This window comes from Bacillus sp. PK6-16 (assembly GCF_056530295.1).
Map to the genome: position 1 here is coordinate 2,438,326 of NZ_CP096511.1, position 17,924 is coordinate 2,456,249.

General features: G+C 34.1%; 17 protein-coding genes and 1 pseudogene. 11 read left to right on the top strand and 7 right to left on the bottom strand.

The genetic code is table 11. The annotated features are described in order from the left end of the window. Positions 1 to 21: 21 nt before the first annotated feature. Positions 22 to 355: pseudogene (locus M1D66_RS12470) on the bottom strand (hypothetical protein). 93 nt (positions 356 to 448) lie between these two features. Further along, a complete protein-coding gene (locus M1D66_RS12475; protein WP_000433609.1) occupies positions 449 to 694 on the bottom strand; it encodes a hypothetical protein in 246 nt (81 codons plus the stop codon). 281 nt (positions 695 to 975) lie between these two features. On the opposite strand from M1D66_RS12475, the gene M1D66_RS12480 reads away from it, so the two are divergent. From M1D66_RS12480 to M1D66_RS12500, 5 genes are all read left to right on the top strand, one after another. Further along, a complete protein-coding gene (locus M1D66_RS12480) occupies positions 976 to 1,359 on the top strand; it encodes a VOC family protein (protein WP_006924562.1) in 384 nt (127 codons plus the stop codon). 14 nt (positions 1,360 to 1,373) lie between these two features. Next, positions 1,374 to 1,916 (top strand): GNAT family N-acetyltransferase, encoded by a 543-nt coding sequence (locus M1D66_RS12485; RefSeq protein WP_242555172.1) that lies wholly within the window; start codon positions 1,374 to 1,376, stop codon positions 1,914 to 1,916. After that, positions 1,916 to 2,497, top strand: a complete 582-nt coding sequence (locus M1D66_RS12490; RefSeq protein WP_242555173.1) for a kinase — start codon at positions 1,916 to 1,918, stop codon at positions 2,495 to 2,497. Before M1D66_RS12485 ends, M1D66_RS12490 begins: the two co-directional genes overlap by 1 nt. Before the next feature lie 23 nt (positions 2,498 to 2,520). Beyond that, on the top strand, positions 2,521 to 3,099 hold the full coding sequence (locus M1D66_RS12495) for an HAD-IA family hydrolase (protein ID WP_242555174.1): 579 nt from the start codon (positions 2,521 to 2,523) through the stop codon (positions 3,097 to 3,099). A gap of 351 nt (positions 3,100 to 3,450) precedes the next feature. Next, positions 3,451 to 3,762 carry a hypothetical protein gene (locus M1D66_RS12500; RefSeq protein ID WP_000845550.1) on the top strand — a complete coding sequence of 104 codons (312 nt, stop codon included), beginning with the start codon at positions 3,451 to 3,453 and terminating at the stop codon, positions 3,760 to 3,762. 40 nt (positions 3,763 to 3,802) lie between these two features. Here the strand turns inward: M1D66_RS12500 and M1D66_RS12505 are convergent, their stop codons facing one another. Together M1D66_RS12505 and M1D66_RS12510 are read right to left on the bottom strand one after the other, a co-directional pair. Then, the gene (locus tag M1D66_RS12505) at positions 3,803 to 4,018 is read right to left on the bottom strand and encodes a helix-turn-helix domain-containing protein (protein WP_000974623.1); all 216 of its coding nucleotides are present in this window, start codon (positions 4,016 to 4,018) and stop codon (positions 3,803 to 3,805) included. Positions 4,019 to 4,028: 10 nt separating this feature from the next. Then, entirely contained in the window at positions 4,029 to 4,511 is a 483-nt protein-coding gene (locus M1D66_RS12510; protein WP_000809125.1) for a DUF2975 domain-containing protein, read from the bottom strand. Between the two features lie 297 nt (positions 4,512 to 4,808). Between M1D66_RS12510 and M1D66_RS12515 the strand changes: the two genes are divergently transcribed. The 4 genes from M1D66_RS12515 to desA all read left to right on the top strand — a co-directional run bounded on the left by M1D66_RS12515 (position 4,809) and on the right by desA (position 11,745). Then, positions 4,809 to 6,482: an alkaline phosphatase gene (locus tag M1D66_RS12515; RefSeq protein ID WP_086385782.1), complete on the top strand. Its 1,674-nt coding sequence runs from the start codon at positions 4,809 to 4,811 to the stop codon at positions 6,480 to 6,482. Between the two features lie 471 nt (positions 6,483 to 6,953). Beyond that, entirely contained in the window at positions 6,954 to 7,784 is an 831-nt protein-coding gene (locus M1D66_RS12520) for a VanW family protein (RefSeq protein ID WP_061112947.1), read from the top strand. 234 nt (positions 7,785 to 8,018) lie between these two features. Continuing rightward, positions 8,019 to 10,406, top strand: coding sequence for an immune inhibitor A domain-containing protein (locus M1D66_RS12525; protein ID WP_000727446.1), 2,388 nt, complete (start codon positions 8,019 to 8,021; stop codon positions 10,404 to 10,406). A 307-nt stretch (positions 10,407 to 10,713) separates the two neighbouring features. Next, positions 10,714 to 11,745 carry a Delta(5) desaturase DesA gene (gene desA / locus M1D66_RS12530; RefSeq protein ID WP_000171504.1) on the top strand — a complete coding sequence of 344 codons (1,032 nt, stop codon included), beginning with the start codon at positions 10,714 to 10,716 and terminating at the stop codon, positions 11,743 to 11,745. A 248-nt stretch (positions 11,746 to 11,993) separates the two neighbouring features. Here the strand turns inward: desA and M1D66_RS12535 are convergent, their stop codons facing one another. Further along, the gene (locus M1D66_RS12535) at positions 11,994 to 12,452 is read right to left on the bottom strand and encodes a VOC family protein (RefSeq protein WP_242555199.1); all 459 of its coding nucleotides are present in this window, start codon (positions 12,450 to 12,452) and stop codon (positions 11,994 to 11,996) included. Positions 12,453 to 12,749: 297 nt separating this feature from the next. Next, positions 12,750 to 14,174, bottom strand: coding sequence for an amino acid permease (locus M1D66_RS12540; protein WP_000079991.1), 1,425 nt, complete (start codon positions 14,172 to 14,174; stop codon positions 12,750 to 12,752). Positions 14,175 to 14,441: 267 nt separating this feature from the next. Here M1D66_RS12540 and M1D66_RS12545 point away from each other — a divergent pair, with 267 nt between their 5' ends. Both M1D66_RS12545 and M1D66_RS12550 read left to right on the top strand, forming a co-directional pair. Further along, the gene (locus M1D66_RS12545; protein ID WP_086385780.1) at positions 14,442 to 15,191 is read left to right on the top strand and encodes an IclR family transcriptional regulator; all 750 of its coding nucleotides are present in this window, start codon (positions 14,442 to 14,444) and stop codon (positions 15,189 to 15,191) included. A 74-nt stretch (positions 15,192 to 15,265) separates the two neighbouring features. Next, entirely contained in the window at positions 15,266 to 16,906 is a 1,641-nt protein-coding gene (locus tag M1D66_RS12550) for a M20/M25/M40 family metallo-hydrolase (protein ID WP_144596313.1), read from the top strand. Between the two features lie 178 nt (positions 16,907 to 17,084). Here M1D66_RS12550 and proC read toward each other — a convergent pair whose 3' ends face one another. Further along, positions 17,085 to 17,903: a pyrroline-5-carboxylate reductase gene (gene proC / locus M1D66_RS12555; RefSeq protein WP_000360726.1), complete on the bottom strand. Its 819-nt coding sequence runs from the start codon at positions 17,901 to 17,903 to the stop codon at positions 17,085 to 17,087. Between the last annotated feature and the right edge of the window lie 21 nt (positions 17,904 to 17,924).

The window sequence follows — 17,924 nt, forward strand, 5'->3', positions numbered from 1 at the left end:
ATATAATAAAATATTGTATATTTAAGGCATAGAACTAACAGTTACAAAGATGATACCAGTAACAATACCTAAAAAAATCATAAATGAAGAAGTAATTAATAATAACGAACTTGAATATCACTTTATTAGATTTTTGTTTTTTATAAAGGAAATAAAGTAAAAGACCACAAATAGTAGAAAGTATCCATATAGCTAAACCGTAAGAAGTCGAGATTTTCTCCCAATCGAAGATCCAAAAGTAAAAGATGACTATATGACAAGTTAATAGTAGAAATATTGATGGAAGCGTTATTTTTTTATTATTTGTTTTACCTCGCTTATGTAAACATTTCCAAAAGAGTGCGAAGTTTAACATATAATAAGGAAGAAATACATTTTTAATTAACGTATTAAACGAAAAAATCCCTTATAGAAAAATCTATTTCTACAAGGGATAATCATGTTTTTATTAGAAAGACTGATTTTGCGCAGGTTTAATAAATTGTTCAGGGTTTTCAACAAGTCCGCATACAGCACATTGGACACGGTATGTAGGTCCTTGATAAGCCATATGAAAAGCATTCATCGTTTCATTTGTGTATTCTTCTTCTACTTGACCAGTTTGTGGATTTAACTTGACTGGTTTTACTTGTTGCTCAAGAATATTAAAGCGGGTACGGTTCGTTTTACAACTTGGACATAGCATTGGTTCCATATGTATACACCTCCATTTGTATCATTTCTTAAAATCTTTAATTTTATGCAAGCAAAAAACTTTCTCAATATAAATAGGTGTTTAATGTATTTAAAATTCAGAAAAAATAAAATATAATAAAAGTACGAACTGGTTATGTCCAAACCAAATCTCCTGTTTTATGCCAATAAGCTGGGGGGCCGAGAAATCGGCCTCATTTTTTTTGCTCATTACTACAAGGAACAAGGTTTTTGTGAGACTTTTGTCGAAATTTTAGGGATAGATACAAGGGGGGATGTAAAATGGATTTGAAAATGAAGTACATCATTTTATATGTAGAAAAGTTTGAGGAATGTTTAAAATTCTATAAAGATATTTTACAGTTACCTATAAAAGCAGAGCACGGTACATATATTGAATTTAATACTGGAACTACCATTTTAGCGATGAATACGCGGCAAGATGTGAAAGAATTAACAGGACTACCGCTTACAGAAGGTGAATTAAAGTTTTCTCATTTCGAATTAGGATTCGTTGTTGAGAATGTACAAGAAACGATTGAGCAATTTAGAGAACAAGGAATCAAGATTTTAGTTGAACCGATTGTAAAACCGTGGGGACAAACAATTGCCTACATTGCTGATCCAGATGGAAATTATATTGAAATTTGCAGTTCATTAGAATAGAGGGAGAAAGAGAGATGGGATTTCCAAAACTAGAAACAGAACGTTTACTCTTAAGAGAACTTACACTATTAGATGCAGAAACGATGTTCCAATATTTTTCGAAAGAATCAGTTATACGTTATTTCGGAATGGATTCTTTCGAAAATATTGAGCAAGCGAAAACCACGATTCAAACGTTTAAAAATCGTTATGAAGAGGGCAGTGTATTTCGCTGGGGAATCGAGAAAAAAGGAACGGGCCAATTAATCGGAACGTGCGGATTTCATTTAATTAATAATCATCATAAACGAGCTGAAATTGGTTATGAATTAGATGATACATATTGGGGACAAGGATATGCATCGGAAGCATTACAAGCGATTTTAGCTTATGGATTTGAAATGCTGCAACTAATAAGAATCGCAGCGGTTGTATATGTAGAAAATAAAACTTCTCAAAAATTGTTAATAAAAGCAGGATTTCAAGAAGAAGGATTACTTCGAAAACATATGATTCAAAATGGTGTTGCTCATGATACCATTCTATACTCGTTATTAAAAGAAGAGTGGAAGAAGTAATGAGTACAAATGAGCTTATAAATGTTATGAAGAAGCATAAAGAAAACCGCTTTATTTTAGGGATAGATGGTTTAAGTCGATCTGGAAAAACAACATTCGTAGCCAATTTAAAAGAAAATATGAAACAAGAAGGCATTCCGTTTCATATTTTCCATATTGATGATCACATAGTGGAGCGTAATAAACGATATCATACTGGATATGAAGAATGGTATGAGTATTATTATTTACAATGGGACATTGAATGGCTAAGGCGGAAATTTTTTCAAAAGCTACAACATGAAACAAAATTGAAATTACCTTTCTTTCATGAAGAAACAGATATATGTGAAATGGAAAAAGTACAGATTCCTATTGTAGGGGTAATTGTTATTGAAGGAGTTTTTCTGCAGCGAAAAGAATGGAGAGATTTCTTTCATTATATGGTCTATTTGGACTGTCCAAGAGAGACAAGGTTTCTACGTGAGAGTGAGGAGACACAGAAAAACCTTTCAAAATTTGAAAATAGGTATTGGAAAGCAGAGGATTATTACTTAGAAACGGAATTGCCGAGGGATAAGGCGGATTTAGTCATTGAATGATTTGATAATAGAAGGTGAATAGAATGAATATTTTATGGGATTTTGATGGGACGTTATTTGATACGTATCCTGCATATACAATGATGCTTTCTGAAATATTAGGTGATTCAGTAGAAAAACAAGAAATATACAAAAACTTAAAAATATCATACTCTCATGCAATTCAGTATTATAATATTTCATGTGAGCAGGAAGAAAAGATTAAAGTTTTGAAGGAGAAATTCACGCCAAAAGATATGAAACCTTTTGCAGGTGTCGAAGAGGTTTTGAAATTTGCAAATAAAAATGTGATTATGACCCATAAACATAGGGAAGGGGTTATGGGCATTTTAAAATATTACGGCTGGGAAAAATACTTCGTAGATATGGTTACAATTGACGATGGCTTTCCCCGAAAGCCCAACTCTTTAGCTTATAATCATTTACATAAAAAGCATAATATTGATTTAGCTATTGGAGATAGAGAATTAGATTTATTACCTGCAAAAGAATTAGGTATTTCAACATGTATGTTTCAAGGTAATTGTGATGTAGCGGATTATTCTTTATCACATTACTCGGAGTTTTTTAAGGTAGTGATTGATAGAGAGTTTTCTTTATAAAAAAAGTTATTAATAAAGACTGTATCTTTCATTTTAAAGGTACAGTCTTTATTTTTTAGAACTCTTTCATTTTATTCCGCAATAACGGGCAGCCTGATTGCTTCAACTAATAATCAGTGGAGGGTGAACAAAACCTCCACTGATTAAAGTTTCACTTTATTTTCTGTATATAATAATTACTAGAGGTTAAAGAATGATCGTCCATCTTTATTAAAGAAGTAGCCAGGTTAATTGTTAGATAGAAATAAACTGAAAGATAAAGTGATAGTGTTTATCTTTTTTTGCTTTAACCAAATTATGGTTATTCATGCTAATATAAACTCATAGCTATATAGAAGGGGTGGGATTAGTATGAAAACAGAAATAGTTCCTAAAAAGAAGTACAGTATAATAAGCTATATATCTTTACTCATCGGTATTTTGTGTTTTCTATTCGTTTTTATAACGCCAACAAGGATAGCGAATGCAGGTAATATAGTTGGAGATTATATTACAATTGCCCTGACAGGTGTAGGGATCATGCTTTCAATAATCACAATGACGAAAAGAACAGAGAAGAAGGGGATTGCTATCCTTTCATTAATACTGTCCTCATCATTTTTTATATTTTGGATCATAGCGATTATCCTATTGTTTACTGGTCAAATTAGTTTTGCACCGTAATGTGTAATAAAAAGAGTCCTTCTCGTATGAAGGACTCTTTTTATTCGGTATCTTTAGGTTGATATTCTAAAATATCCCCCGGTTGGCATTCTAATGCTTTACATATTGCTTCTAAAGTTGAAAAACGGACTGCTTTTGCTTTTCCATTTTTCAAGATAGAAAGGTTAGCCATTGTAATTCCAACCTTCTCCGAAAGTTCTGTTACACTCATTTTTCTTTTTGCTAACATTACATCAATATTAATAATAATTGCCATATTATTCACCTCAGACCGTTAAATCATTTTCTGATTTTATATCTATAGCATCTTTTAATAGTCTTTGGAGAACGGCAGCAAAGACCGCGATTACCATTGAAGCAAAAATCATAATCATTCCGATAATAATAATGCCAGGGGCGTCATCTCTCTCTGCCACGAGATAGAAAAGTGGCATACCTAATACATATAATACACTAATTGCCAATGCGCTGTACTTAATATTTTTTAAAGCTTGAACAGATAACTCTGAGAATGCGTTATTTTTATCAATATAGTTTAAAAGCTTAAATGTTTGATACAGTGCGAAGTAATAAGGTATTGCTGTTGCGTATAAATTGATAAATACAAGATATTTAATATATGAAATATCTGGATATAATTCTGCGGCGAAATTTCCTATTTTAGGGACTAAAAAAATGCACATAGCAAGAACGGGGATTCCAATCAGAATCACAACGGTCTTTAAAAAGAGTGTGGATCCTTGTTTCATAAAAAGCACCTCATTTATTTAATATCTTATTAATTTAACACAGAATTTATTGTTTAACAATAAATTTTTATTTCTTTTGATCGAGGATTTATTGTTAAACAAGTAATTAATGAAAAGGATGTTAAATCTTTTTTATAAGATAGATGATACATACCGATATTTAATAAAGGAAAGAAAGGGAAAGTAACTATTGTTAGCTTTATGAGAATTGGGAACTAATAAAACATATGTAGGTTTTGGTATGGAAAAGGAAATAGTGTGTATTTAAATGAATGCAAAGTTTATGGAGGAACAATCATGTTGAATTATGGTGTGAAGATGAAAAAGTTGCTATTAGTGGCAGCTATAATAGTAAGCGTATTAAGTACGGAAAGTATGATGAATTATCATGCGGCCAAAGCTAAGGTGAAAAAAGTAGAACATCAGCCTAAAAATATAATTATGATGGTTATGGACGGAACGAGTTCAACGGCGACAACATTGGCTCGCTGGTATAAAGGGGCACCGCTTACGTTAGATCAAATTGTAACAGGAGGAGTTCGTACGTTTTCGGCGGAATCAGCTATTACAGACTCAGCGCCAGCAGCAACAGCATTAGCAACTGGAAATAAATCAAATTCAGGATATGTAGGTGTATTACCTTCTATTGTAAGTTCGCCTAGCTTAGAGCCAATAAAAGAAGAGGACAAGTTACGGCCGGTCGCAAACGTATTAGAAGGTGCAAAACGTACTGGTCGTGCAACTGGAATTGTTGCTACATCTGAAATTCAGCATGCTACTCCGGCGGGATTCTCGGCTCACCATGTCAATCGCAAGCAATTTGACGTAATTGCGAAGCAGCAAGTATATCAAAATATAGATGTCGTATTAGGCGGGGGAAAAGCGGCGCTGTTACCTATGAAAAGTAATGGAATCCGAAAAGATGGTGAAAATTTAGTAAAGGTGATTCAAAACAAAGGATACGATTTTGTTGAAACGAAAGATGCGTTATTGAACTCCAAATCTAATAAAATTTGGGGCTCTTTCTCACATCATGCTCTTGCGTTTGATATGGATCGTATAGCAACAAACCCAGAACAACCAACACTTTCTCAAATGACAGAAAAAGCAATTCAAACATTATCAAAAGATAAAGATGGTTTCTTTTTATTCATAGAAGGTAGTAAGCCTGATTGGGCAGCCCATGCTAATGATCCAATTGGGATGATTAGTGATATATTGGCATTTGATGAAGCGGTAGCAAAGGCGTTACAATTTGCGAAGAAAGATGGGGATACGATGCTCATCGCTTTAACTGATCATGGTAACAGCGGCATCTCTATAGGGAATAGGAATACGACAAAAGGATACAATACTACACCGGTTTCTGCATACATTGACCCATTGAAAAAGGCGAAAATGACACTTGAAGGAACTATAAATAAACTGAAATCTGATTTATCAAATGTAGAAGATGTAGCTAAATTATATGGTTTGGATAATCTAACTCATGATGAAAAAGAAAAATTAAAAGCGGCAAAAAAGAAAATGGATGTAGGACGAATTCTTACTACATTATTGGCTAATCGTGCAAATATCGGCTTTACGACAGGAGGACATACAGGTGAGGATGTATTCTTACATTCTTATGGACCTCAAAAACCAGAAGGCTTAATCCAAAATACAGACATTGCGAAGACGATGGCGAAAGCGATGGGCTTTAACTTAGAAGAAGTAACGAATAAAATATTTTTAGAGAGTGAACAAGCCTTTAAGAAGATCGGTGCAACTGTAACAGCCAACAAAACCGAAGGAGCAAACCCGTTACTGGTAGTAAAACATAATAAAGTAGAAGCACAATTATTTGGTAACAAAAATATAATTCGTATCAATGGTAAAGGGTATGAATTAAGAAGTATTATTGTAGAGAGTAATGGAAAGTGCTATGTACCAGAAGAAGCAATTCAACTATTTGTAAAGCATTCTCGTTAAAAAATTGCCAACCAGTTAAGCTAACTGGTGGCAATTTTTTGTGTTTATTCTAAATGTAAGTGTTCGAATTATTTTGTAAAGTTTTCCATATGAGACTGGTATCAATGTTAAAGGGAAAGTATAGTTTTTTCTTACATTAAAAATTTCGTTTTGTAGAATAAGAAGTTATACATATAGTAAAGTCTAATGGGTTATCAATTAATATTTACGAAAAATATATTAATACTTTAGAATTTCTTTAATGTTCATTATTTTTTATTTAAGGTTATCCGTTATATTTATAATGTGTTTATTTCAATTTATTGTATTGAAGCTCAGTTTTATATAATTATAAAGCAATCATCAAAATAAAATCTCCACTAGAGTAAATTTATTATTTTTTTGCGAAAATTATTATGCAGTTAAGAAAACTGTAATTTATTGAATTAGAAATATATTAGAATTTAGTTGAAGAAAGAGAGAGGGAATAAAATGAATATAGTGCACTTACGTCCTAAACAGCGGTCTAAGTATCGCATTATGCTAGGGAAGTGGTATTACTCTACAAAGAGGCACATTCAGTGGTTAGCAGACGGAAAAACATATGCAAAAAGGTTCCAACAAGAAAAGCTACCTTGTACAGCAATTCAGCACCAAACAATATTACTTCGTAAGCTCAAAGATGTAGATATGTGGTATCAACAGAATAAGGTTGTTAATTTGAAAATTGCTGTTAAAAAACTAAATGGTATCGTCATTAGACCGGGAGAAACATTTTCTTACTGGCGTTTAATAGGTAAGCCAACGAGGAAAAAAGGGTATGTAGAAGGTATGGTATTACACTACGGATCTTTTCAAACAGGTATTGGAGGAGGTCTTTGTCAGCTTTCAAATTTAATATATTGGATGACGCTACATACACCACTGACAGTAACCGAACGATATCGTCATAGCTTTGATGTCTTTCCTGATTCTAGGCGAACTCAACCGTTTGGGAGTGGGGCAACTTGTTCCTATAACTATTTGGATTTACAAATTAAAAATGAAACGGATCAACCGTATCAACTTCACCTTTATATGACAGATGAACATTTAGTTGGTGAATGGAGAACAGTCTATCCGCAACTTTATCAATATGAAGTGTATGAGAAAGAACACTCAATTCAACCTGCATACTGGGGCGGTTATATACGACATAATGTGATTCAACGTAAAGTATATAATCTACAGAAACAGTTAATAGAAGATCAATATGTAACAGAGAATCACGCTATAATGATGTACGAACCACTATTAGCTTGTAATAATGAGATTAGTGAGTAATATGGTAACCCATAGATTAAGTAGTATAGAAAATATTTAATTCTTATTTTTACTAAAAAAGTTCACTGTTATTTATAGGTGAGTTTGTTTTTCTATCTTATGTATTTCACCCTGCATAAAAAAATATTTCTCAACATTTTATTTGTTGAAAAAGATTGAATATTCGTATTATAACGAATATTATGTTGTTATCGGCAAAAAACGATAATTTGCAGACACTGGGGAGGAAATACATTGAAAAAGAAAAAGAAATTAAAACCATTAGCGGTATTAACAACAGCAGCAGTACTAAGTAGTACGTTTGCTTTTGGAGGTCACGCAGCGTATGCTGAGACACCAACATCATCTCTACCAATAGATGAGCACTTAATACCGGAGGAGCGTTTGGCTGAAGCGTTAAAACAACGGGGGGTAATTGATCAATCTGCATCGCAAGCTGAGACGTCAAAGGCTGTCGAAAAATATGTTGAGAAAAAGAAAGGGGAAAACCCTGGGAAAGAAATCTTAACAGGAGATAGTCTTACGCAAGAAGCTTCTGATTTTATGAAAAAAGTAAAAGATGCAAAAATGAAGGAAAATGAACAGGCGCAGCAGCCTGAAGTAGGCCCGGTAGCTGGACAAGGTGCAGCATTGAACCCTGGGAAATTAAATGGAAAAGTACCTACTACATCAGCGAAGCAAGAAGAATACAATGGAGCTGTTCGAAAAGATAAAGTACTTGTTTTACTTGTAGAATTTAGCGATTTTAAGCATAACAATATTGATCAAGAGCCAGGATACATGTATTCTAAAGACTTTAATCGTGAACATTATCAAAAAATGTTATTTGGTGATGAACCATTTACTTTATTTGATGGATCGAAGATTAACACATTTAAGCAATATTATGAAGAACAATCTGGTGGTAGCTACACAGTTGATGGGACTGTAACAGAATGGCTTACTGTTCCAGGAAAAGCATCAGATTATGGTGCTGATGCGGGTACTGGGCATGATAACAAGGGGCCTTTAGGACCAAAAGATTTTGTGAAAGAAGCATTAAAAGCAGCGGTAGCAAAAGGAATCAATTTAGCAGACTATGACCAATTTGATCAATACGATCAAGATGGTGATGGAAATAAAAATGAGCCAGATGGCATTATTGATCATTTAATGGTTGTACATGCTGGCGTTGGTCAAGAAGCTGGCGGCGGTAAATTGAAAGATGATGCGATTTGGTCACATCGTTCAAAACTAGGTTCAAAACCATATGCAATTGATGGCACGAAATCTTCTGTTTCGAACTGGGGCGGAAAGATGGCTGCATATGATTATACAATCGAGCCTGAAGACGGGGCAGTTGGTGTGTTTGCACATGAGTATGGCCATGATTTAGGCTTACCAGATGAATATGATACAAAGTACTCAGGACAAGGTGAACCTGTTGAGTCATGGTCTATTATGAGTGGTGGTAGCTGGGCTGGAAAAATTGCAGGAACAGAGCCAACGAGTTTCTCACCACAAAATAAAGAGTTTTTCCAAAAGAATATGAAGGGGAACTGGGCGAATATCCTTGAAGTAGATTATGACAAACTTAGCAAAGGAATCGGTGTTGCAACATATGTAGATCAAAGTACTACAAAATCTAAACGACCTGGAATCGTTCGTGTTAACTTGCCGGACAAAGATATAAAAAATATCGAATCAGCGTTTGGTAAGAAATTCTATTACAGTACAAAAGGAAATGACATTCATACAACACTTGAGACACCAGTATTTGACTTAACAAATGCAAAGGATGCTAAGTTCGATTATAAGGCATTTTACGAACTTGAAGCGAAGTATGATTTCCTTGACGTATATGCGATTGCAGAAGATGGAACGAAGACACGCATTGATAGAATGGGCGAAAAAGATGTAAAAGGCGGCGCGGATACAACTGATGGTAAGTGGGTTGATAAATCATACGATTTAAGCCAATTCAAAGGAAAAAAAGTAAAACTGCAATTTGAGTACTTAACAGATATTGCAGTAGCTTATAAAGGGTTTGCGTTAGATAATGCAGCATTAACTGTAGATGGAAAAGTTGTTTTCTCTGATGATGCAGAAGGTCAGCCAGCAATGACGTTAAAAGGCTTTACTGTGTCTAACGGATTTGAACAGAAAAAACATAATTACTATGTAGAGTGGAGAAATTACGCTGGTTCTGACACTGCGTTACAACATGCACGTGGCCCAGTATTTAATACAGGAATGGTTGTATGGTATGCGGATCAAAGCTTTACAGATAACTGGGTAGGCGTTCATCCAGGTGAAGGGTTCTTAGGAGTAGTAGATTCTCATCCAGAGGCAATTGTAGGGACATTAAACGGACAACCTACTGTGAAGAGCAGTACGCGTTACCAAATTGCCGATGCGGCATTCTCATTTGATCAAACACCAGCATGGAAAGTAAATTCACCAACTCGCGGTATCTTCGATTATAAAGGATTACCAGGAGTGGCAAAATTTGATGATTCTAAGCAATACATCAACAGCATTATTCCTGATGCAGGACGTAAGTTACCGAAACTAGGACTGAAGTTTGAAGTGGTAGGCCAAGCTGAAGACAAGTCTGCAGGTGCAGTGTGGCTTCATCGATAAAATAAGGTAAAACGAAGAGGAGCTGCGATAAGTCGGTGAAACTGACTTATCGCAGCTTTTTTCTTCTTGTGAAAAAACTTGCTGTTTTTTTTATGTACTTATTGGAAAAATTCGAAGTTTCTTTTATAAATAAAATACTCCGCCTGTCCAATTATAGAAGCTGTTTTGGGCGTAAGTAATTTGTAAGTAATGAGTAAGAAAAAGAGATTTTCATAGTATATAATATTTATTATAGCTACTTTTAACACCTGATACTAATAGTGTGCTATAATATGAATTAGCAACAAAAAGGAAAGGAATTAGAACAATGACCTTAGAAAATACTAAAAATTTAAAAAAACAAGTTGCTCCTTTTGAAAAATCAACGATTAAAAAAAGTGTTTGGCAACTGATCAACACAATCGTGCCATTTATTATTTTATGGTACCTTGCTTATAAAAGTTTGTCAGTTTCTTATTGGTTAACATTAGTTCCAGCACTGTTAGCCGCTGGATTTATGACAAGAATTTTCATTATTTTTCATGATTGCACCCATTATTCGTTCTTTAAAAGTCGACGTGCAAATAGAATAGTTGGAACGTGTATGGGTGTTTTAACATTATTCCCATTTGATCAGTGGGGGCATGAACATTCTATTCACCACGCTACAAGTGGTAATTTGGATAAGAGGGGTACAGGGGATATTTGGACGCTTACAGTTGATGAATATGTAGCTGCACCATTTAGACTTCGTTTAGCATATCGCTTATATCGCAATCCATTCGTTATGTTTGGATTAGGTCCGATTTATGTTTTCTTGCTTAAAAATAGATTTAACCGAAAAGGTGCAAGGCAGAAAGAACGTATGAATACTTATTTGACGAATATTATAATTGTTGCTGTAGTAGCTATACTTTGCTGGGCAATTGGGTGGCAATCGTTTCTGTTAGTACATGGTACTATATTCTTAATAGCAGGTTCAGTAGGGATTTGGCTGTTTTACGTACAGCACACATTTGAGGATTCTTATTTTGAAGAGGATAAAGATTGGGAATATGTGAAAGCGGCAGTGGAAGGAAGTTCTTTTTATAAGCTTCCTAAAATTTTGCAATTCTTAACTGGTAATATTGGATTCCATCATGTTCACCATTTAAGCCCAAGGGTACCTAACTATAAACTAGAAGAGGCACACAATAATACGCTTCCGTTAAAAAATGTACCAACGATTACGCTTGCTACAAGCTTACAATCACTACGTTTCCGTCTTTGGGATGAGAAAAGTAACAATTTTGTTAGCTTTAAAGATGTCAAAAATATAATTAAAAATAATGTTTCTGTTCGAGTGAAATCTGAACTATAATTGCATCGTATATAAAACTCCCCTTAATCATTTTCAATTTAAGGGGGGTTTGTGTCTAAAGAGTAGATGCCAGATAAGAGGAAAATTTACATAATTCAAATTGTAATTGAAGCAGATTAGGAATTGCTCGTACGTAAGTACAAATATAAGATGACAGTAAATGCATTATGTTAACAAATTCATAGTAAAAGGGGGGATCGTACAACATTATATCCAAAAATAAGAAAAGACTTGAACGAAAATTCCATTCATTTTTCTTGGTGTTCCGCATTCCATACACTTAAATAGGACGCATATTCTAATTCATCTGGATTCTCATGTAACATAGAAATGAATTCTAATTTGTTTCCATCACAATCTAGAAAGTATACACTTGCAGCAGGCATCCACCTTTGGACAATTGGCTCTTGATTTCCTTTTCCTTGACTTCCTATCACTGCTATTCCACGTTCCTCTAACCACGCTTTAGAAGTTATTAAAAACTCTAAATTTACACCAAAAGCAAAATGTCTCGGCTCAAAGTCTTCAATGTTATGTACTTCCCATAGTCCAAGCATTTGTTGTTTATTTTCTCCGATCCAAAAGAAAGCCACTCTTCTTTTGGAGAGTTTTCTTGCTAACGTTAATCCTAGCTTGTTTTGATAGAAATTTATTGCCTTCTCTAAATTTCTTACATGTAAATGAGTTTCGTATATGTTCTGTATTATTATGATCATTCCTTTCTTTATTGGTAACTACCAATTGAATAGTGAATATAATTCTAAAGTTGAAATATGTATAAGCCTAGTAATGTACATCTATATCCGATATACCTATTTACTATTATATTGAAATTGGAATGTGATAAATCCCACTGAGGTAGTAAGTGTTTAAATGAACACTCTACTACTTTTGTAGGAAAGGGGATATATTCATTAAATTCAGATGAAATCATATTAAAATAATGAAAAAAGACCACACATGAAGTGAAACGCTATGTGTGGTCTTTTATGTATAGTCAAATATTACGAAGTCTCGCTAATTTTAGTTTCACTATGAGTGTTAGTAGAATTTCTTTTCTTAACTTTAAAGTGATAGTAAGTGTAGCAAAAGATGATAAATGGGACAGTGCAATAGATTCCAAGTCGTTGTTCTGGGATAAAAATAAGACTGATTAATATAATGCCATACAATCCAAAACCAAGAATTGGTACGAGTGGATAAAGTGGCGTTTTAAATTTTAAGTCTTCTAATTTTCCGCCGTCTGCTAAATAATGTTTGCGGAAAAAGAATTGAGAAACACAAATTGACATCCAAACAATAATGGTAATGACTCCGGAAATTGAAATGAGCCACAAGTAAACAGTTTCAGCAGCTACTACACTTGTCAAAAGAGAAAAAGCAGAAATAGCAATTGTCATGATTAAAGCGTTGAGAGGAATCCCACGTGATGATAATTTCTTTAAAAATGCTGGAGCCATTTCGTTTTTTGATAAAGACCAAAGCATTCGAGTAGCAGCGTATAGTCCTGAGTTTGCGACAGAAAGAACAGCAGTAAGAATAACAAAGTTCATAATATCAGCTGCATATGGGATACCAATATTATCAAAAACAGCAACGAATGGACTCTTTGTTAATCCAGCTTCTTCCCAAGGAATTAAAGCAACAAGAACAAAGATTGCTAAGACGAAGAAAAACATTGTGCGCCATATAATATTTCTAATAGAACGAGGTAAAGTTTTTGCTGGATCTTCACTTTCACCTGCTGCGATTCCGACAAGCTCTGTACCTTGGAAGGAATAATTGACTGTAACCATTGTTAATAGAATAGCTGCAAGTCCATTCGGAAATAAACCACCATGATTTACGAAATTTGAAAGAAGTGGAGCTGGTTCATCGCCTTTTAAATCAATAAAACCGAACATAGCGGCGCCACCAAGAATTATAAAAGCTATAATGGCAGATACTTTTATACTTGAAAACCAAAATTCTGTTTCTGCATAACTACGAGCAGATAATGCGTTAATAGTGAAGATGGTAACGCCAAATATTAAACACCAAACCCAAACAGGAATATCAGGAAACCAGCGCTGCATTGTAATACCGGCAGTTGTAAATTCAAGACCGGTCGTATTCGCCCAGCTTAACCAATACAACCATCCGATTGTAAAGCCAGTTGCAGGATTGATGAATTTAGTAGCATATTCCTGAAAAGAACCTGAAACCGGCATGGCTACAGCAAGTTCACCAAGACATAGCATAACGAAATACATTAATAATCCACCAGCAATAAAGGCAAGTACGGATCCACCAGGTCCAGCCTGACTTATAATAAAGCCAGATCCGTTAAATAACCCGGTTCCAATCACACCACCGAGTGCAATCATGAATAAGTGTCTACTTTTCATCGTACGTTTTAATTCATTGTTTGTATTGCTTACTTGCGCCATTGTTTTCCTCACTTTCGTAGTTGATAGAATAATGTTTGATGTTTTTCCGTATTATGGAATGTATTCCGTGATGTGAAATCTTGTTATAATTTTCAGATAATTAAAAAGAAAAGTCAATATTTTTTTGTTTGCGTTTTCAATTCGTTGTTAGTGATATGTTTTTATTATTAGAAAATTAAATAAATAGATTGATTTCATTTCGAATGTTTGCTAAATTGATAGTTAATTAAGCGTACTAACATATTACGAGTAAAGTTGAGGCGAGTTATGGTACAGTCCATTGATCGAGCGATAAGTATTATTAAATTATTGAATTCTACAAATGAAAAAGAGTATTGGGCTATTTCTGATATAGCTGATGGAACACATCTCCCGGTTAGTACAGTACATAGATTACTTAACTCTCTAATGGAGCATGGGTTAGTTACACAAATTACAGAGACAAAACAGTACAAAATTGGACCAATGTGGATGGAAATAGGGTTGCGTCAATTGGAGAAGGTAGACTATAGATCTGTTGCAAGAGAAGTGATGAAACGTTTGGCTTCTGAAGTGGAAGAAAGTGTCTATTTGAATATTCCAAACGGAACACATTCTATTATCATTGAAAGAATTGATAGTCCTTTAAAAATTCGAGTTATCGATAATCTAGGAGAACAAATACCACTTTCAATTGGTGCCGCAAATAAAACGATGCTTGCCAATATGAAAACGAATGAAATGGAACATATTGTAGAACATTTACTTTCTTCATTACCAGAACAAAAGCAAATTCTTCTTAATCAAATAAAGCAAATAAAAAATGAAGGATATGCTGTCAGTTATGGTGAAAAAACAGAAGGGACAGCTTCAGTAGCTGCACCTATTATCGGATTTAATCATAAAGTAGTAGGAGCATTAAGTGTTGGGTTAATTAGTCATCGTATTAATGATGATCGACTATCTTTTCTTATTAGCAAGGTAAAACAAGCGGCTCATGAAATATCAATAAAAATCGGCAGTACATCAGAACTATAATTTTGGTAGCTGTCGTCATTTTTTATTCATATACTGGAATTAGTTTTCATAATGCGGAAAATAGGGGGATTTATATGTCAAAGTGGCAATCAAAAGAACAATTGGTTCAATTATTAAGCAGTCTTGTTGAAATTCCTAGTATTACCGGTTCAGAAGCTGAAGTAATATTGCCAGACTTTGTTGTGGAACAATTATCTGACTTACAGTATTTCAAACAAAACCCGCATCATTTGCAAAAAAATCCGACAGGGGACGGACGATATTTTGTTACAGCACTAGTAAAGAAAAGTGATAGTACAAAAAATACTGTAATTCTAGTAAGTCACTTTGATGTTGTAGATGTACAAGATTACGGAATATGGAAAGAAGATGCATTTAATCCTAAAAAGTTAACATCTTTGTTTTATTCTCATAAAGATGAACTTCCAGACCATGTACGTGAAGATATAGAACATGGAGAATGGCTGTTTGGTAGAGGAACAATGGATATGAAATGCGGCCTCGCATTACAAATGGCAATGATTGAGCAAGCTTGCGAAGAAAGATTTGATGGGAATGTTCTTTTATTGGCTGTACCAGATGAAGAAGTAAATTCTGTAGGGATGAGGGCTGCTGTTCCGAGACTGTTAGATTTAGCAAGAGAGCATAACTTAGATTATAAAACGGTCTTAAACTCAGAGCCTATGTTTTCAAGACATCCTGGTGACCAAAATAAGTATATTTACACTGGCTCTATTGGTAAAGTGTTACCTGGTTTTCTTTGCTACGGAAAAGAGACACATGTAGGTGAACCTTTTGCAGGGTTAAATGGGAGTTATATGGCTTCATTAATAACAGCAGAATTAGAGTTAAACACAGACCTTTGTGATATTGTAGAAGGGGAAGCGAGTCCTCCGCCAACTAACTTACTTCAAAGGGACTTAAAAGAGGATTATTCTGTACAAATTCCGCATCGTGCAGTTACATTATTTAATTTGTTTTTATTAGAAAAATCAATGACAGATGTAGTTTCATTGTTACGTCAAAAAGTAACGAAAGTAGCAGAGAAAATAGAAGAGTCGTATGAAAAACATGCATATCGTTTTTCTAAATATAATCCATTTATACCACCTAATCTCAAAGTAAATGTATTAACTTATGAAGAGCTTATCACATATGCAATTGAGCAACATGGACGAGAAAAAATAAATCATATTCAATCTAATATTATAAAAAATAGAGGAGATAAAGATGATCGTGCGGTAACCATTGATTTAGTAGATAAATTAGCGATCTTATGTAAAGAAAAGGCACCGATGATTGTACTTTTCTTCGCTCCGCCGTACTATCCAGCTGTGAGTTCACGCAACAATCCTTTAATAAAAGAGGTAGTTGTAGAAATGGAAAAGTATGCACACTACAATCATAAAATTACATTTGAAAACCAAAATTATTTTGGGGGGATTTCAGATTTAAGTTATGTAGGCTTGCAGTATCCACTGGATTCAATGAGTTCGCTTGTAGACAATATGCCATTATGGGATAAAGGTTATTCAATTCCGCTTCAGGAATTAGAAGAGTTTGATGTTCCAGTATTAAATATGGGGCCGGTAGGAAAAGATGCACATCAATGGACAGAACGTCTAGATGTAAACTACGCATTTGAAACGCTATTAGATATGTTACCGAAATGCATTGAAAAATTATTAGTTTCTAATAAAATTACACAATCATAGTAGGGAATAGGTAAGGGATAAAACAGAACCTGTAAAGAAGATTTGAACGAAATTATTTTAATATAATTAAAACTGAAACGGCCAAACTCAAGTATATATGAGTTTGGCCGTTTATCATGTAGTGAATTTCTAATTAAATTCATATGAATTCATAGCTAACGCGATCTCTTTTACAGTTTTACTTTTTAGTTTGACCAGATAGTTCAACAGACTTTTGCGTACAACGCTGCATAGCTGAAATAATCGCTGTTCTCAGTCCTTTTTCCTCTAATGTTGCTACAGCTTCTATTGTCGTTCCGCCAGGAGAACAAACCATATCTTTCAATTCACCTGGATGTATTCCTGTTTCTAGTACCATTTTTGCAGAGCCTAACACAGCTTGAGCAGCGAATTTATATGCTTGATTTCTTGGCATACCATCTAGTACAGCAGCATCTGCCATCGCTTCTATAATCATATATACATAAGCTGGTGAAGAACCACTTACGGATGTGACAACATCCATTAATTTTTCACTTACGATCTCTGTTTGACCAAAACTATTGAAAATGTTTAGTACATCTTCTAAATCTTTTTCTGTCACCATTTCATTCGGGCATAATGCAGACATTCCTTCTCCAACAAGAGCAGGAGTATTAGGCATTACCCTTACAACCTTTACTTTTTTATTAAAGGTATTTTCAGTACTTTCAATACTTTTCCCAGCAGCGATCGTAACGATGATAGCATCGTTTTTGATTACTTCTTTTATTTCATTAATTATTGACGCGTATAGGTCTGGTTTGATTGATAAAATTAAAATATCAGCATTTTTAGCTACTTCATTGTTGTCGGTAGTTGTAGTTAGCCCATATTTTTCACTAGCATTTTTTAAATTAGCAGTGTTTAAATCTGAACAAATAATTTGATTTGAAGACACTATATTTTTGTTTATCATTCCGCCAATCATAGCCATTCCCATATTTCCGCAACCGATGAATCCAATTTGTTTATCCATAATAACTCAATCTTGCTCCTT

What these genes read in the sequence shown, in the direction of transcription:
- M1D66_RS12550 (WP_144596313.1), top strand. Translation starts at nt 15,266, where the DNA reads ATGTCAAAGTGGCAATCAAAAGAACAATTGGTTCAATTATTAAGCAGT.
- M1D66_RS12485 (WP_242555172.1), top strand. Translation starts at nt 1,374, where the DNA reads ATGGGATTTCCAAAACTAGAAACAGAACGTTTACTCTTAAGAGAACTT.
- M1D66_RS12480 (WP_006924562.1), top strand. Translation starts at nt 976, where the DNA reads ATGGATTTGAAAATGAAGTACATCATTTTATATGTAGAAAAGTTTGAG.
- M1D66_RS12495 (WP_242555174.1), top strand. Translation starts at nt 2,521, where the DNA reads ATGAATATTTTATGGGATTTTGATGGGACGTTATTTGATACGTATCCT.
- proC (WP_000360726.1), bottom strand. Translation starts at nt 17,903, where the DNA reads ATGGATAAACAAATTGGATTCATCGGTTGCGGAAATATGGGAATGGCT.
- desA (WP_000171504.1), top strand. Translation starts at nt 10,714, where the DNA reads ATGACCTTAGAAAATACTAAAAATTTAAAAAAACAAGTTGCTCCTTTT.
- M1D66_RS12540 (WP_000079991.1), bottom strand. Translation starts at nt 14,174, where the DNA reads ATGGCGCAAGTAAGCAATACAAACAATGAATTAAAACGTACGATGAAA.
- M1D66_RS12510 (WP_000809125.1), bottom strand. Translation starts at nt 4,511, where the DNA reads ATGAAACAAGGATCCACACTCTTTTTAAAGACCGTTGTGATTCTGATT.
- M1D66_RS12505 (WP_000974623.1), bottom strand. Translation starts at nt 4,018, where the DNA reads ATGGCAATTATTATTAATATTGATGTAATGTTAGCAAAAAGAAAAATG.
- M1D66_RS12545 (WP_086385780.1), top strand. Translation starts at nt 14,442, where the DNA reads ATGGTACAGTCCATTGATCGAGCGATAAGTATTATTAAATTATTGAAT.
- M1D66_RS12475 (WP_000433609.1), bottom strand. Translation starts at nt 694, where the DNA reads ATGGAACCAATGCTATGTCCAAGTTGTAAAACGAACCGTACCCGCTTT.
- M1D66_RS12490 (WP_242555173.1), top strand. Translation starts at nt 1,916, where the DNA reads ATGAGTACAAATGAGCTTATAAATGTTATGAAGAAGCATAAAGAAAAC.
- M1D66_RS12520 (WP_061112947.1), top strand. Translation starts at nt 6,954, where the DNA reads ATGAATATAGTGCACTTACGTCCTAAACAGCGGTCTAAGTATCGCATT.
- M1D66_RS12500 (WP_000845550.1), top strand. Translation starts at nt 3,451, where the DNA reads ATGAAAACAGAAATAGTTCCTAAAAAGAAGTACAGTATAATAAGCTAT.
- M1D66_RS12515 (WP_086385782.1), top strand. Translation starts at nt 4,809, where the DNA reads ATGTTGAATTATGGTGTGAAGATGAAAAAGTTGCTATTAGTGGCAGCT.